This window comes from Tropicibacter sp. Alg240-R139 (assembly GCF_900537075.1).
In the GTDB taxonomy this organism is placed as follows: Bacteria; Pseudomonadota; Alphaproteobacteria; order Rhodobacterales; family Rhodobacteraceae; genus Falsiruegeria.
Window position 1 is genome coordinate 405461 of record NZ_UNRA01000003.1, and the last position, 14776, is coordinate 420236.

16 protein-coding genes are annotated in these 14776 nt (G+C 55.8%); 12 read left to right on the forward strand and 4 right to left on the reverse strand.

Translation table 11 applies throughout. The features are described from left to right. Window position 1 precedes the first annotated feature (1 nt). Window positions 2-1486 (reverse strand): flagellar hook-length control protein FliK, encoded by a 1485-nt coding sequence (locus tag G6R15_RS14895; protein ID WP_164660750.1) that lies wholly within the window; start codon window positions 1484-1486, stop codon window positions 2-4. 283 nt (window positions 1487-1769) lie between these two features. Between G6R15_RS14895 and G6R15_RS14900 the strand changes: the two genes are divergently transcribed. The 9 genes from G6R15_RS14900 to G6R15_RS14940 all read left to right on the forward strand — a co-directional run bounded on the left by G6R15_RS14900 (window position 1770) and on the right by G6R15_RS14940 (window position 9104). Further along, on the forward strand, window positions 1770-2060 hold the full coding sequence (locus G6R15_RS14900; protein WP_373456015.1) for a rod-binding protein: 291 nt from the start codon (window positions 1770-1772) through the stop codon (window positions 2058-2060). Continuing rightward, window positions 2050-2409, forward strand: a complete 360-nt coding sequence (locus G6R15_RS14905; RefSeq protein WP_164660751.1) for a flagellar export chaperone FlgN — start codon at window positions 2050-2052, stop codon at window positions 2407-2409. The genes G6R15_RS14900 and G6R15_RS14905 overlap by 11 nt, the downstream gene beginning before the upstream one ends. A gap of 207 nt (window positions 2410-2616) precedes the next feature. Further along, the gene (locus G6R15_RS14910) at window positions 2617-3441 is read left to right on the forward strand and encodes a flagellin (RefSeq protein WP_164660752.1); all 825 of its coding nucleotides are present in this window, start codon (window positions 2617-2619) and stop codon (window positions 3439-3441) included. 71 nt (window positions 3442-3512) lie between these two features. After that, window positions 3513-3881: a flagellar biosynthesis regulator FlaF gene (flaF, locus tag G6R15_RS14915; protein WP_164660753.1), complete on the forward strand. Its 369-nt coding sequence runs from the start codon at window positions 3513-3515 to the stop codon at window positions 3879-3881. 4 nt (window positions 3882-3885) lie between these two features. After that, window positions 3886-4290: a flagellar biosynthesis repressor FlbT gene (flbT, locus tag G6R15_RS14920; protein WP_164660754.1), complete on the forward strand. Its 405-nt coding sequence runs from the start codon at window positions 3886-3888 to the stop codon at window positions 4288-4290. A gap of 95 nt (window positions 4291-4385) precedes the next feature. Further along, window positions 4386-5078: a DUF1217 domain-containing protein gene (locus G6R15_RS14925; protein WP_306432350.1), complete on the forward strand. Its 693-nt coding sequence runs from the start codon at window positions 4386-4388 to the stop codon at window positions 5076-5078. A 250-nt stretch (window positions 5079-5328) separates the two neighbouring features. Next, window positions 5329-6291 carry an AraC family transcriptional regulator gene (locus tag G6R15_RS14930; protein ID WP_164660756.1) on the forward strand — a complete coding sequence of 321 codons (963 nt, stop codon included), beginning with the start codon at window positions 5329-5331 and terminating at the stop codon, window positions 6289-6291. 165 nt (window positions 6292-6456) lie between these two features. Next, the gene (locus G6R15_RS14935; RefSeq protein ID WP_164660757.1) at window positions 6457-6921 is read left to right on the forward strand and encodes a (2Fe-2S)-binding protein; all 465 of its coding nucleotides are present in this window, start codon (window positions 6457-6459) and stop codon (window positions 6919-6921) included. A 2-nt stretch (window positions 6922-6923) separates the two neighbouring features. After that, the gene (locus tag G6R15_RS14940; protein ID WP_164660758.1) at window positions 6924-9104 is read left to right on the forward strand and encodes a xanthine dehydrogenase family protein molybdopterin-binding subunit; all 2181 of its coding nucleotides are present in this window, start codon (window positions 6924-6926) and stop codon (window positions 9102-9104) included. 43 nt (window positions 9105-9147) lie between these two features. Here G6R15_RS14940 and G6R15_RS14945 read toward each other — a convergent pair whose 3' ends face one another. The 3 genes from G6R15_RS14945 to G6R15_RS14955 form a co-directional block, all read right to left on the reverse strand. Then, on the reverse strand, window positions 9148-10692 hold the full coding sequence (locus tag G6R15_RS14945) for a DUF427 domain-containing protein (protein WP_164660759.1): 1545 nt from the start codon (window positions 10690-10692) through the stop codon (window positions 9148-9150). 545 nt (window positions 10693-11237) lie between these two features. Further along, complete coding sequence (locus G6R15_RS14950) at window positions 11238-11939, reverse strand: hypothetical protein (protein ID WP_164660760.1); 702 nt, start codon at window positions 11937-11939, stop codon at window positions 11238-11240. Continuing rightward, window positions 11911-12198 (reverse strand): hypothetical protein, encoded by a 288-nt coding sequence (locus tag G6R15_RS14955; RefSeq protein WP_164660761.1) that lies wholly within the window; start codon window positions 12196-12198, stop codon window positions 11911-11913. The genes G6R15_RS14950 and G6R15_RS14955 overlap by 29 nt, the downstream gene beginning before the upstream one ends. 175 nt (window positions 12199-12373) lie before the next feature. Between G6R15_RS14955 and G6R15_RS14960 the strand changes: the two genes are divergently transcribed. The 3 genes from G6R15_RS14960 (at window position 12374) to G6R15_RS14970 (ending at window position 14769) form a co-directional block, all read left to right on the forward strand. After that, on the forward strand, window positions 12374-12826 hold the full coding sequence (locus G6R15_RS14960; protein ID WP_164660762.1) for a hypothetical protein: 453 nt from the start codon (window positions 12374-12376) through the stop codon (window positions 12824-12826). A 114-nt stretch (window positions 12827-12940) separates the two neighbouring features. Then, window positions 12941-13558, forward strand: coding sequence for a ribonuclease HII (locus tag G6R15_RS14965; RefSeq protein ID WP_164660763.1), 618 nt, complete (start codon window positions 12941-12943; stop codon window positions 13556-13558). 107 nt (window positions 13559-13665) lie between these two features. Then, entirely contained in the window at window positions 13666-14769 is a 1104-nt protein-coding gene (locus G6R15_RS14970) for a site-specific DNA-methyltransferase (RefSeq protein WP_164660764.1), read from the forward strand. Window positions 14770-14776: the final 7 nt, after the last annotated feature.

The window sequence follows — 14776 nt, forward strand, 5'->3', positions numbered from 1 at the left end:
GTCAAAGCCTTATGTCCAGACCGGTTTGACGACTTGGACGGTTGGGGATTTCTTCAGTTGGTTCAGGTCTGTCGTTCAAGATTTCAGACCCTGCGAGTCGGGTGTGGGGTGTGGCGGATCCTTGCGATCCATCTGGTGTCGCCCCGCCATCTGAAAATGCGAACTCCACCCCATCATACTCCAGTTGCCGAAACTCCTCGATCAACTGATCGACATGCCTGCGCATAAGGTCGAGTGTCTCCGGGCGCTCGGCCATGATTGAAATTGCAACGGTCGAATCGCCTGCGTTTACCGTCATCCGGACCCGCCCCAATTCCTCGGGGTTCAATGTGATATCGACGGCCCCTTGCGGTCGTTTGGCCACCTGCTCGGCGAGTTGTGCTCCTACCGATCTGGCTACGTCGCCTCGGGGTGCTTCGGTGCCATTGGCAATAGAATGTCCAACCGAAGTGTTTGAACTTGCTAGGCCCACGGCATCTTCGACTGAAAGTGAATTAAAAAGCGCGGTTCTGTCGTCATCAAAGAAGGGGCTGATTCTTTCGGTTATGATTGTCGAAGATAGACCATTAACCAATGCGGATGATGCGATGGGTACGGCCGCTTTGGGAAATTGGGCAGATATCTGAGCGCCTGCCTGTGTCAAAGATGCAGCATTCGGCGTTGCAGCAAATGTCGCCTCATTTCGTTCGATGATTGGTTTGTCCGGGTCGCTACCCGCCGCTGGCGTGTCGCGCATTCGCCCAAGGGTAGTTCGTTCCGTGACAGATTGTTTTTGTGACGCTGGCACCAGGGTCGGCGGGCTTGCGAAACCTGCGTGTTTTGCTGAGGTGTGCGGATCTGGATTGGTACGCTCCAAGGGCTTCGACCAATGTTTCGAACCAGAGAGTGCAATTGGTGCGTCAGTTTCGGGATTCAGCTTTTCGTCAGTTTGCGCAACGTTTGGATCATTGCCTTGGACAGAAGCCTTAGGGCATCCAGCCGTGGTTGGGCCCTGCTCCTGGAGCCTCGCAGGCGAACGAAACGTTGTTGACCGATTTTCAAGACCAGATGCGTTTGTGGCTGCAGCGGTGGGTTGGTGAGGCGTGGTTGAACCGTTGTTCGGGCCCGTAGTCGCGTCACCAGAAATTTCAAATCCAAGCCCCGATTGCACAGTAGACACCACCGAATTCGGGTGGGTCGGCGTCGTGGCAAGACCGTGATTTCGGTTGGAAGCATTGGCCGTCCTTGCCGTTTGCTTTGCCGGTGCAGTCAAATCGGGAGAAGAGCCTGCTTGCCCGTTTGGGGGCAACTGCCGGTGCGAGGCGAGAACGTATTCCGCAACGTCCCGAGGTCGCGCAGCCACGGGCTTGTCGAACGGGTTTTTGTCATCTTGTGTCACGACTTCATCTGTGACTGAAATCTGGTCAATATCTGGTTCTGATTCAGAGGTCGCTACAGGTTTTTTGTCGTGATCCAACGGCGTGCCTGATTCATCGGCTGAGACCATTTCCTGTTCTGGGGATGCCCTGCGTTGATGGGGTTCTTCTGCCGGCGACGGCACATTGTTGATGACGTCGTCAAAGTTCGACCCCGAAGATTTTCGCGGATGTTGCGCCCCATTCTTCGCCGACGAAGCTGCGATTGGCGCGACTGTTTCTTTGATGGGCAGAAGTGACATCTGATTTACCTCGAAGTTCTTTCGATCACCGCCACCCTGCCTTTGAACCGGTTACGTTTATTTTAACCGGTTTGACCTCAAGCTCTGACAATTCGATGCAATTTGAGGACGCATGATGGACCCTTTGATCTCAACGTCTCTGCCTGCTGGACCGCGGGCAGAGACGTCAAATGACCGCGCGCTTCGCGATGTCGCGCAGAAACTTGAGGCCACATTCCTGGCTGAAATGTTGACATCCGCCGGATTGGGAAAGTCGCGGTCACTGACTGGAGGTGGCGCAGGAGAGGATCAATTTCAGTCCTTTCTTGTGCGCCAACAGGCAGAGCAAATTGCCAAGTCCGGTGGAATTGGCCTGTCGGAAACACTCTTTAATGCGCTGAAGGAATCTCAGAATGAAAAATGAAACACCGACCGAACTTATTGGCGCCCTGGATGAGTTGCTGGATCTCGAGAGGATGGCACTGATCGATGGAGAATTGGAGCGACTTGGCACTTTGTTGCCTCAAAAGGAAAGGCTGATCGACCGGATCAACATGCTTGATTCGGTTGAGCGCGAGGTCTTGGCTGGAGTTCAAAGCAAGGTGACACGCAATCAATCACTCCTCAATAGCGCCATGGAGGGGATTCACGCGGTGGCCAACCGCATGGCAGAATTGCGCCGCGTACGCCGCGGGCTTGAGACCTATGACGAGAGCGGTCGCAAGATGAAGCACAACACCCAGATGAGCAAAAAGCTGGAAAAACGCGCTTAGGGGGCTGTTGATTAAAATGCGAAAAATCTCGGATTTCACCTTTAGCACTCCATTAGGACATGCCGGTCAATTGTGTCCTCGCACCTAGAGCACAGGTGGCGCGATGCCAAGGAAGCGGATCTCGCAGTCGTCAGAAAGACGTTTAGGCCGCCGCTATGGCGGAACAACTACGGGCGAAAACCGTCCATTGACAGAAGGAACATGAAAATGACCAGCATTCTGACGAACAATGGCGCAATGGTTGCGCTGCAGACCCTCAAGTCGATCAACAGCGACCTGACGTCGACCCAGAACGCGATCTCGACTGGTAAAGAGGTTGCGATGGCAAAGGACAACTCGGCCATTTGGGCGATTTCCAAGGTTATGGAATCGGACGTGTCCGGCTTCAAGGCCGTGTCCGAGTCTCTGTCTCTGGGTGAATCGACTGTGGCCGTGGCGTCTGCTGGTGCGGAGCAGATCACCAACATCCTGAACGAGATGAAGGAAAAGGTCGTCGCAGCGACAGGTGAGAACGTCGACAACGCTAAGATCACGGCTGACGTCGACCAGCTCAAGGCACAGATTACCTCGATTATCGGAGCTTCGCAGTTCAACGGTTCCAACCTGCTGAACACCGCAGGTGGTGACATCACCGTACTGTCGTCGTTGGACCGCGATGCGGCTGGCGCAGTAACGGCGCAAAACATCACGGTTGCATCGGTGGACTTTGAAGCAGGGCTCGACCTTACCACGATTGATGTGTCCAGTGCGGCAAATGCCGAAGCATCGATCGACGATATGGAGACCCTGATTCAGGCTGCGGTCAACGGGGCAGCAGCCTTGGGCGCGTCTGCCAAGCGCATCGGTGATCAGAACGAGTTTGTGGGCAAGGTGTCGGATGCCATGAAATCTGGCATCGGGTCGCTTGTGGACACTGATATGGAGGCCGCGTCGGCGCGTTTGAAAGCGCTGCAGACACAGCAGCAGCTCGGTGTACAGGCTCTCTCGATTGCCAACACTGCGCCACAGTCCGTCATGTCGCTGTTCCGCTAAAGCAGCCCTGGCCAGGGCCTTCACGGTCCTGGTCATTCTTGTTTCAGGTCTGATCACAGTAAGGATAGAATTTGAACGCGATTTCCGTAGCTCAAAAAGGATATGCCTCGACGTCGGCGCCGACGCGTACTCCGCGCAGTGCCGAGTATGAGGCGGTGGCCCGAATTACCCACCGAATTCGCCTCGCGCAACAAGAAGGGGAGCAAGGTTTTCCCGCTTTGGTCGAAGCCCTTCATGTGAACCGCAAACTGTGGACCATCTTTGCAGCTGAGGTCGTGGATGCCGACAATACATTACCAGTGAAGTTGAAAGCGGACCTGTTTTCCTTGGCGGAGTTTACCCGACAGCACACCAGTAAGGTGCTGGCTCGGAAAGCTCCGGTAGATCCCCTGCTCGAGGTAAACACGGCCATCATGCGTGGTCTTAGAGGCGGGGCATGAGATCATGAGTGGTTTGGTTTTGAAATTGGCGCCCAAAGAGCGGCTTCTAATAAATGGTGCTGTCATCGAAAACGGGGATCGCCGCGGCCGTTTGTCGATCGTCACGCCGGACGCGAACATTCTGCGTTTGCGGGATGCCATTCATCCCGAGGACGCAACGACCCCAGTGCGGCGTGTGTGCTATGCCGCGCAACTGGTTCTATCTGGGGATAGCGATCCCGCCGAGGCGCGGATGCCGCTGTTGCGAAGGATCGAAGAATTGAGCCAAGTGTTCACCGATCCCGACAGCCGGGCCTCTCTGGCGGAGGCGACAGATGCTTTGGTTCGCGATCATCACTATCGTTGTTTGAAAGCTTTGCGCAGCCTGCTACCGCGAGAGGAGCGGTTGCTTGCCGCGCATTCACCATGAGTTTCTCGCCTGTTGTCCCTACGTCCGGCATCGCGGGTTGGAGGTTCCTTCAAAGGACATATGACAGCCAACTGGGAAACTTTTCGACGTCGCAGATGCGTGTCCGGGAACACCAGTATTTTTTGGACAACATCGGCGACGTCAAATCTGCGTCCGACCTGGTGAGCAACCGGCGTCTGCTTTCAGTCGCATTGGGGGCATTTGGGTTGCAGGATGATATCGACAGCAAGTTCTTTGTTCAGAAAATTCTTCAGGACGGGACAAAAAGCGACGATGCGTTAGCCAATCGCCTTGCAGATGCACGGTATCAGAAATTCAGCGATGCATTTGGGTTCGGTCCGGGAGAGGTGCGCAAGACGGGGTTGCAAACTAACATGGCCGAGGTCGTGAGACTCAGCAACTTGGAAGCTTTCGAAGCGTCGGTCGGCGAGCAGGAAGGGTCGATGCGCATAGCCCTGTTTGCCCAACGCGAGCTACACGAACTAGCAAGCCAACCAATCAGCGACGATGCAAAATGGTTCAACTTGATGGGGCAGCCTCCGTTGCGGCAGATGTTCGAGGTTGCCTTGGGCTTGCCGAGCAGTTTCGGTCAGATCAACTTGGACAAGCAGCTGGGTGTGTTTCGTGAAAAGCTGCAAGCCGTGACCGGATCTTCGGAACTGACGCAGTTCACCGATCCGGACGGCTTGGAAAAGATCACCACCCGGTACTTGGCCCGTGCCCAAATTAACGAGTTGAGCGGTCGAAGCGACTCGTCGTCCATCGCCCTTTTGCTGCTTCAATCGTGATAAGCGGTCATTGGTTAAACTATTCCGAGAAGCACAGCATACTTGCGGGCGTTTTCGAGCAGTGATTGAGTTCTATAACATATCGCGCCAAACTACCAACATATCGAGCCAGCACAAATTCTGATAAGGCATATCTCTGGACACCGCATATTTTGATACGAAGTATCTTAAGTTAAGTTTCCAGAAAGTGTTTCGTCGAATGCCCAGACCCACCCGATACCCGTTCTCTCGATTTGCTCAGAAACTCTGTGTGCATCTCAATGTTTCCCAAGATATAGCGTTGAAACACGCGGGGCTGCCGGCAAATTTCTTGGACAGTGACACTCAAGGTTTCTCGTCCAAACAGCTATTTGCCATGTGGGAGGCGATAATAGCGCATGCAAAAAACTTGGACCTACTGCAGATGGCGCGAGATTCAGCGCGCGGTCCATTCAATCCAGCTATTCTTTCGTTTTCATGCAGCCCGAACACTGAAATAGGCCTGCAACGATTGGGCCTTTTCAAGCCCTTGGTTGCACCCGTTTGTATCGAGACTGCGCGAGAGAATGACGTTTTGCGTGTGTCGATCCTCCCTGTTGACCCCGATGTTCCGTTCCCATTGAGCTTTGCGACGTTTGAACTGGCATATTTTCTGGAACTTGCGCGCGTTCATACAGCCCGGCCGTTGATCCCTCGGCGTGCAGGTATTCCCGGGGTGCCCGATCAGCGTCAACGCTTGCAGGACTTTGTTGGCGTGCACATCGAACAAACCCAACAAGTCACATTTGATCTGAGTTTGGACGACGCGCACCATCCACTTATCACCGAGAACGAAGATCTGTGGCCCAGTTTCGAAAGGGGATTGCGCGCGCAACTGATTGGACAAGAAAGCCAGAGATCATTTAGCGCGCGCGTGCGAGTGGCCTTGCTGGATCTGCTGCCCAGCGGGCAATCCAACGCGTCGGCTGTCAGCCGTGAGCTCAATGTATCAAAACGAAGCCTTTACCGGTATTTGTCTCATGAAGGACAGAGCTTTCAGAGAGTACTCGACGGCGTCCGAACCGAACTTTCGCTGCAGTACTTGCAGGATGACGAACTGAGTGTCGATGAAATCTCGTACCTCCTGGCGTTCAGCGATCCGAATTCCTTCTATCGGGCTTTTAAAGGGTGGACTGGCCTGACGCCGTTGCAAGCACGAGCGCAACACACCGCGGATCAAATTGGCACGATCTGAAAGATATTTGGCACGATTTGTTTTTGGATTGGCGCCGTAGCGACCCCACGTAAGCCCCTTATCGTCAAGCATTGCGAAACCGCACTGAGTTCGATGTGGTCGGTCGTTATCTTCCACAAGTGATCGAAGTAAAGCTTGGCGTCACCGACAGGAGAGAATTGAAACATGACCCTGAACCTCAAGCTGAATGGCCAGACACATCAGGTCGAAGCAGAACCGGGAACGCCATTACTTTGGGTGATCCGCGATGAATTGAAACTGACGGGAACCAAATTTGGATGCGGTGTCGCGTCTTGTGGTGCATGCACCGTCCATCTGGATGGAGAACCTGTACGTTCGTGCCAAACATTTATCGAAGATATTGAAGGGGCGGAAATCACGACGATTGAGGTGGTTGACCAAAACCCGGTTGGTGCCGCGGTCCAAGCTGCCTGGGCCGAACTGGACGTGGTGCAATGCGGTTATTGCCAATCGGGACAGATCATGTCGGCGATTGGTCTGTTGACCGAAAACAGCAAACCCACGTCGGCAGAAATCGACGATTACATGAACGGCAACGCATGCCGCTGTGCCACGTACCAGCGCATTCGTGCCGCCATCGTTCTTGCATCTGAAAAACTGGAGGCCTGATCATGACCTTAAACACATCTCGTCGTGGTTTTCTGAAAGGGGCCGCTGCTGCCTCGGCCGTTTTGCTCGTCGGAGCGCGCCCAGACGGAGCCCTGGCTGCGGGTTCTTCAAATGGCGCTAAGCTGAACCCCTTCGTCAAAATTGATGCGGATGGCACTGTGACGGCCATCGTTAAGCATTTCGAAAAAGGTCAGGGGCCAGCAACCGGCCTGACCACTTTGATTGCCGAAGAGCTGGGCATTTCGATGGAAGATATCGCCTATGAATTCGCGCCTTCTGATCCCGGCACGTACAACAACCTGCTGTTTGGTCCAGTGCAGGGCACTGGTGGATCGACGGCAATGGCGAACTCATACATGCAGTATCGCCAAGCAGGTGCCGCTGCGCGCGAAATGTTGGTTCAAGTCGCTGCGAGTGAATGGGGCGTCGATGCCAGCACTCTGGATATCGTGGATGGGCAGGTGACGGATGGCTCAAAGCGAGCCCCGTTGGCAAAGTTTGTTGCGGCTGCGTCGCAGCTGCCCGCGCCGGAGAACCCACGGCTCAAGGATCCGTCGGAATTCCGTCTGATCGGCAATGCCAAGGTGCAACGCAAGGATACGCCGCCCAAGATTAACGGAACGGCAAAATATGCGATGGACCTGCATCTGGACAATCAGATGGTCGCTGCGGTCCTGCGAAGCCCACGCAAAGGTGCGCTGGTTGCGGGGTTCAGCGACGAGGACGCCAAGGGAATAAAGGGTTACATCCGTTCGGCGGTCCTGCCGAACAAGGCGGGTGTTGCCGTTTATGCCGAACACACCTGGGCTGCGTTCCAGGCGCGGGAGGCTCTAAGTGTTGAATGGGACAACTCGAATGCGGAAATGCGCAGTTCGGACCAAGTTCGCGAGCAACTGATCGAGGCTGTCAATGCGGACCCGGCCTATGTGCTGACCGAGACCACGGCGTCTAAGGCACAATCGTCGATGGACGGGGCTGCCACAGTGTTGGAAGAGACGTTCTATTTTCCGTTGCTGGCTCATGCGCCGATGGAACCGCTGACGTGTACGATCGAAGCGACCAGCGCCGGCGGTGTGGTTTTGCACGATGGTTGCCAGTTCCCCACAGGTCCGCATGGGGCGCTGTCGCAGATCCTGGGCCTACCGATGGACAAGGTGCAGATTAATACAATGTTCGCTGGGGGGTCCTTTGGTCGCCGCGCAACGCCTGTGGCCGATTATCAGGTCGAAGCAGCGTTGGCCTTTGCCCTGACCGATCGGTCGCGTCCGGTGAAACTTGTGTGGTCGCGTGAAGATGACATCACCGGCGGGTTCTACCGTCCGGCAGTGGCGCATCGTGTACGGGTTGGCCTGAACGCGGATGGCGGCATCATGGGCTGGGACCACCGGATTGCGGCGCAATCTATTATGAAGGGCACCCCGTTTGAGGCAATGGCGGTGCATAACGGTGTCGATCATTCATCCGTCGAAGGAGTGGCGCAGTCGCCTTATGTGATTCCGCAACAACACATCGGCCTTACGGATGTTGCACCAGCGACTACCGTTCTGTGGTGGCGCTCGGTTGGGCACTCGCATACCGCCTATGTGGTTGAAAGCATGATGGATGCCGCGGCCAAGGCTGCTGGTCGAGATCCGGTGGAGTTCCGCCTGTCCTATCTGACCGGAGATGGTGCGGATCAGACACGCACGGCGGGTGTCCTGAAACTGGCGGCTGAAAAAGGCAACTGGGGTGCTGCGCCAGAAGGGCGCGATCAGGGAATTGCAGTTCACAAGTCGTTCAATTCCTACGTCGCCGAAGTGGTCGAAATTTCGCGGGATGAAGATGACTATGTGAAGGTCGAAAAGGTAACCTGTGCTGTGGACTGCGGTGTCGCCGTCAATCCGGATGTGATCAAGGCGCAGATGGAAGGCGGCATCGGATATGGGATCGGCCACGTTATGCGGGATGAAATCACGCTGACCGAGGGTGTCGTCGACCAGTCGAACTTCCCCGACTACGAGCCGCTACGGATCGGCGATATCGGCGAAATCGATGTGCACATCGTGGCTTCCAACGAGGCACCGACCGGAGTTGGTGAACCGGGTACACCGCCTTCTGCTCCGGCCTTGGCCAATGCTATCGCGGTGAACGGCCCTCGTGTGACGGCTCTGCCGATGATCAACAACGGCGTCGACTTCGCCTAAGCAAGAATAAGCGCCCGCCCCCGAAACGGGGTGGGCGTTTGCGTTACGCAGAACGTACTGCAAAGCAAGTCACGGGTTGTGAAACGTTGTGCAGTTCGACATCGCCCAGGGGCTCGCAATCACCACAGGCCGTCAGGATATCCTTGCTGATCACGATGCGGTGCCCAACGGTTTTTCCGTAATCCCCCAACCGCGCCGCGACGTTGGCCGCATGTCCTATGACGGTGAAGTCCAACCGCTCTCGCGAGCCGATGTTGCCATAGGTAACACGCCCAAAAGATAGGCCAATCGAGCAATCGCAGCATTCGTCCGGGCAGTCGATTTCCGGCATTTGACGCACGATTTCATTTGCACTGCTGAGCGCGTTAACCCGTGCAGCCACATCATTGTCGCCCGCCGGGAAAACCGCCAGAACCGCGTCGCCAATGAACTTGAGCACCTCGCCCCCGTTCTCATGCACGATGTCCGAGATGGTCTCGAAGAATTCATTCAGCAATACGATGTACCGATCCCTGCCCAAGCGTTCCTCAAGCAGGGTCGAGCCGCGAAGATCGCAAAACATGATGGCGGCGTCGATTTCATCCCCGTCACCTCGGCGGATCTCTCCGCCCAAAACTCGCGCACCTGAGCGTTTGCCCACATAGGTTTCCAGCAAGGACTGCGCATTTTCGCGCTGCATGAACACCTCATAGAACCGCGCAATCACGACCGAACATTCAAAGATCAGCCCAAGATTGGCGGTGGTGAACCCGTCGGGGTGGTCGCTGGTTAGGGTCAGAACGTTGGTGCGCCCGTCTGAGAATGGCAGCGGCATGGCGACATAATCCGTGGCCCCCTTGTCGCGCAGGTCCTCCATGATCGGAAAGCTGTTTTCAGGGTGTTCGTCGTCCAACCGTTGGCGGACACCACCCAGACCGTTCGACACGTGACGCAACGGGCTATTGGTAAATGCCGGGTGATCATGAATTTCGTAAGTCGGCGCGAACGTGGAAATCTTATCTTCGCCCTTCTCCCAGATATAATGTTTGCCCGCGATCAGCGGATGCAGCGACCAGACCAGCACGCCTAAACGGGACACAGCCACGCCATGTTCGGTCATCTTCTCGGCCAGGGCGCGAGTAAAGTCCTCGGGTGTGTTCAGGGCCCAGGCCCCCCGCAAAAGCCAATCGATCAACGGCCCGCTGATGTTGTCATCGCTGGTAGAGCGCAGCGCATTCTCACCCAAATCAATGTGAGTGTAGCTTTGCTGGGCAAAGCCGATGTGCCCTTGGATTCCGGCACTTTCGGGCAGCGCGTTTTCATATGCCCAAATGGAATTCGACAATCGTTCTCCATCGATTTCAATGTCGCGATAAGTGGCGGTGCCTTTGAACGGGCAAAAGGTTTGCAGGTCGGTCGCCGCGCTCATATCGATGCAGACGTCTTCACTTGGGAAATAGATCGTAGGGGGGAGGCGGGTTTCATACATCACCTTGGCCCGCTCGCTCGAGGCAAGTTTTACCCCGTTGCGAAACAATTCGACCCGGCCCGAAAGCGGTTCAATGTCGATGGAATACCCCTGGACCTGCGGGGACGTATGGACGTTCATGGGACACCAAGCCTCCGTCTTTTTTGCGCAGATGTCTATTAGGATGGGGGGTAAAGGGCTGCATTCCAAGAGGGGCGTGGAAATTCAGCCATTTGGTTTGTACGGTTTAAGGTGGCATTCTGCGCCGGTGGTCAGGAGTTTGATATGGTTCGCGGTATTTGGGTGGTTTTGGTTCTTTGTGCATTGCCTGCCTGGGGGCAGTCGGGAAAGCCTCTGACGCGGAATGAATGCATCTGCGTCGCGGCTTGTGCGTTTCAAGGGACGCCCATCAGCCCTCCAGGAGCTGCGCAATGCCCACCAATCCATGACGAACTGATCTATGACAACATGGCCAGATGTTCCTGTGGGGCTCAGACACAGTCAACCACGCGAACAAAACACGATCCGCAGCGGACGTCCCCTAACCACTGACGTCGTGGCGAGATATGCTCCGTTTGGCGGGAGCACTCCAGCCCAACGGGAGGAGGTGCCGACGAAGTCGGGATCGCTCGGGTGCGGGAGCTCTACGAGTAAAAGTATGTCGAGAAATACGGACCAACCACACGTCACACCATCTGGATGACGTCCTTTTCGATGGACAGCATATAACCGCGTCGCGCGATGTTTTTGACCAACAGTTCGCTCACCATCTGATTGCCAAGCGTGTCACGCAGTCGTTTGATCCGTGTCGCGCCCGCCGCCTCTTCGCAATCAGTGGCATCCTTGCCTGAAATCACCGCTTCGATCTGGGCACCCGACAACACATCGTCGTCCATGCGGGCCTCGGCCAGAACCGACAGGGTTTCGATTGCTGCTGCGGTCAGTTTGAAATCCATGTTATTCAGGTAAACCGTATTTTCTTCGCGGCTGATCAGCAGGGACGTAACCTGAATGCCCGAACGTTCAATCTGCGCCATGCGTCGGTTCATGGTGACCAGCATCACCAGAAACGCCAATGCCGCGATCATCATCGTACTGGCAAAAACCAGCAGCACAAAGATCACCATGCGATAACTGGTCAGCGTGTCGGAAAAAGCGGTGCCGGATTGCGCCAGAATCTCGAGAAGTTTGATCTCGGCCTGAGTGGTCAGGTCATTGTCGATGAATACCTGCTCGACCCGCGCATTAAAGGCGTTTGCGTCCGGCAGAGTCAGGAGCAGAAAAACGGCCGCTGTCGCAAGGATGACGACAATCGCGGCAATCCCGATCCCGACAAGTCGCGTGCCGGACCGGCGGGCTTCAGAAACGGAGATAGAATTGCCCAGCATCCGCTTTCCTTTCCTGAAGGCCTTCAGGGCCAAAGACTGAAATAACGTTCAGCAGGGTCCATCCCGCCGCCTGCAGCCGTGCCGACACCTCGGCACTGGCTTGTCCCGCAGAACAGGCCGTGACCTGGATCACGCCATAATGCAGGCGCAGGGGGCTGTCCTGTTTGGCCTTGTAATCGGCATAGCACTCGGCCGCAGCATGACTAGGAGAGGCCGCAATCAGGGCGGCCACCGTCGCGATTTTCAAGATCTGTTTCATGGCTCTTATCCTGCGTGTTTGCGCGCGGTTATTCAATAACCACAGGACTTTGAGGGCCGGGTTATTCGATAACAATGCGGCGATATTGCCTGTCTAAGCGGGTTCGACCCAGTGTCAGAACATCAAAGACGCCCAACCTCGTGGGCCACCCCATGACCTCGAAAGGAAGTCACTCATGCACCGCAAGTTCATAGCCTTCATCGTTGCCACCGCCATCGCAATCACTGGTCTGTCCGCCGCTCCCGCCAAAGCAGGCGACGCTGAGAGGATTTTGGGAGGGCTGGCCGCTATCGCCCTGTTTGGCGCGGCGGTGCACCACTACGACAAAAAGAACAAGCGCGAGCGGGTTGCGCGGCAGCACAGTCATTATCAGCAAGTTGCCCCGCGTCCTTTGCCGCCGCGTATCTCGCGATATGATCTGCCATCGCAGTGCCTGAAACAGATGCGTGGCTATCCCGGCAACCAACCGCTGCTGAAACCCAAGTGCCTTCAGAAACACTACGGCCACGCTAACAGCCTGCCGCAAATGTGCCGCATCTCGTTCTGGAACGGCAAGCGCAACAAGCAGGCGTATGAGCCGCGCTGCTTGCGTCAGCAGGGGTACCGGGTGGTTCACAATCAATACTGAACCAAGTCGAGCAGGGAGAGCGCCGCACAAAAAGCGGCGCCAGACCGGGGAGAGAGGGCAACCTCTCTCCCTTTTGGCTTGCTTTTGTGGGGCAGACGAGATTTGCCCGTCGCCATGACACAGCCAGATTATGAAATTGAGCGGGCGCTGCGTGCCCAAGGGTACGTGCGGATTGCGGGGGTGGATGAGGTCGGGCGTGGTCCCTTGGCAGGGCCTGTGACGGCGGCTGCAGTGATCCTGAACCCTGATGACATCCCCGAGGGGTTGAACGATTCAAAAAAACTGACCGCCAAGCGGCGTGAGGCGTTGAAGGACGCGATCCATGCACGGGCAGAGGTGTCTATCGCCCATGCCACGGTGGAAGAGATTGATCGAATCAACATCCTCAAAGCCTCTCATTTGGCGATGGAACGGGCAGTGGCGGAGCTGAATCCGCCCCCCGATTACCTGCTGATCGATGGAAATCTGATTCCCCAAGGCCTGCGGACTCGATCCGAGGCTGTGGTCAAGGGTGACGGCCGATCAGTGTCCATTGCGGCGGCATCAATTGTGGCCAAAATATGTCGAGATCGTGTCATGGTGGATTTGGCGCAACAGCATCCCGGTTATGGGTGGGAAACGAACGCGGGATATCCGTCAAAAAAGCACCGCGAGGCACTGCTAAAAATTGGCGTCACCCCACATCATAGGCGTTCGTTCAAGCCGGTGCACAATATCTTGTATCAAGAGTAAATCATAACCTCATGATTCAAAAAAGAAATTGACCCGGAATCCGGTTTGACTCATCTTTAGGTTAACCAAATGAGCGCAAAAATGCGCCGTGGAACCTGAGGCAGAACATGACGACAACCAAAGTAAAGGGCGCAGCTGCGCTCCCTCTGAACACGATTCTATCCGGTGACTGCATCGAAATGATGAACAGTCTACCGGAGGCGTCCGTTGATCTGATTTTCGCTGACCCCCCTTATAATTTGCAGCTCAAAGGTCAGCTGCATCGCCCGGACAACAGTCAGGTAGATGCGGTCGATGACCATTGGGATCAGTTTTCGAGTTTTGCCGTTTACGATCAATTTACCCGCGAGTGGCTCAAGGCCGCGCGGCGTCTGCTTAAGCCCAGCGGGGCGATCTGGGTGATTGGCTCGTATCACAATATCTTCCGCGTGGGTTCGGCCCTGCAGGATGCGGGATACTGGATTTTGAATGATGTGGTTTGGCGCAAGTCGAACCCCATGCCGAACTTCCGTGGCAAACGCTTTACCAATGCACATGAGACGATGATCTGGGCCTCGAAGGAAGAAGGCGCGAAATACACGTTCAACTACGAGGCGCTCAAGGCGCTCAACGAAGGCATCCAGATGCGTTCGGACTGGGTCATGCCGATTTGCACCGGGCACGAGCGGCTCAAGGATGAAAACGGCGATAAGGCGCATCCGACGCAAAAGCCCGAGGCGTTGCTGCACCGTATTCTAGTTGGCTCGACCAAGCCGGGCGACGTGGTACTGGATCCCTTCTTTGGCACTGGCACCACCGGTGCAGTGGCCAAGATGTTGGGGCGCGAGTTCATTGGCATTGAGCGTGAAGAAGCATACCGCGAAGTGGCGCAGAAACGGATTGCCAAGATCCGAAAATTCGACCGCGAGGCACTGGAAGTCAGTGCATCAAAACGTGCCGAACCACGTGTGCCGTTTGGTCAGTTGGTCGAGCGCGGCATGCTGCGTCCGGGCGAAGAGCTGTATTCCATGAACCAGCGCCACAAGGCCAAGGTTCGCGCGGATGGCACGCTGATCGGCGACAACATCAAGGGATCAATTCACCAAGTAGGTGCGCATCTGGAAAATGCGCCGTCCTGCAACGGCTGGACCTATTGGTGCTTCAAGCGGGATGGCAAGACGGTTCCGATCGACGTTCTGCGTCAACAGATCCGTTCGGAAATGCAGAACTAACCATACA

Coding starts and splice junctions, on each gene's coding strand:
- G6R15_RS14895 (WP_164660750.1), bottom strand. CDS start 1,486: ATGGTCTCAGCCGATGAATCAGGCACGCCGTTGGATCACGACAAAAAA.
- G6R15_RS14900 (WP_373456015.1), top strand. CDS start 1,770: ATGATGGACCCTTTGATCTCAACGTCTCTGCCTGCTGGACCGCGGGCA.
- G6R15_RS14905 (WP_164660751.1), top strand. CDS start 2,050: ATGAAAAATGAAACACCGACCGAACTTATTGGCGCCCTGGATGAGTTG.
- G6R15_RS14910 (WP_164660752.1), top strand. CDS start 2,617: ATGACCAGCATTCTGACGAACAATGGCGCAATGGTTGCGCTGCAGACC.
- flbT (WP_164660754.1), top strand. CDS start 3,886: ATGAGTGGTTTGGTTTTGAAATTGGCGCCCAAAGAGCGGCTTCTAATA.
- G6R15_RS14925 (WP_306432350.1), top strand. CDS start 4,386: ATGCGTGTCCGGGAACACCAGTATTTTTTGGACAACATCGGCGACGTC.
- G6R15_RS14935 (WP_164660757.1), top strand. CDS start 6,457: ATGACCCTGAACCTCAAGCTGAATGGCCAGACACATCAGGTCGAAGCA.
- G6R15_RS14940 (WP_164660758.1), top strand. CDS start 6,924: ATGACCTTAAACACATCTCGTCGTGGTTTTCTGAAAGGGGCCGCTGCT.
- G6R15_RS14945 (WP_164660759.1), bottom strand. CDS start 10,692: ATGAACGTCCATACGTCCCCGCAGGTCCAGGGGTATTCCATCGACATT.
- G6R15_RS14950 (WP_164660760.1), bottom strand. CDS start 11,939: ATGCTGGGCAATTCTATCTCCGTTTCTGAAGCCCGCCGGTCCGGCACG.
- G6R15_RS14955 (WP_164660761.1), bottom strand. CDS start 12,198: ATGAAACAGATCTTGAAAATCGCGACGGTGGCCGCCCTGATTGCGGCC.
- G6R15_RS14960 (WP_164660762.1), top strand. CDS start 12,374: ATGCACCGCAAGTTCATAGCCTTCATCGTTGCCACCGCCATCGCAATC.
- G6R15_RS14965 (WP_164660763.1), top strand. CDS start 12,941: ATGACACAGCCAGATTATGAAATTGAGCGGGCGCTGCGTGCCCAAGGG.
- G6R15_RS14970 (WP_164660764.1), top strand. CDS start 13,666: ATGACGACAACCAAAGTAAAGGGCGCAGCTGCGCTCCCTCTGAACACG.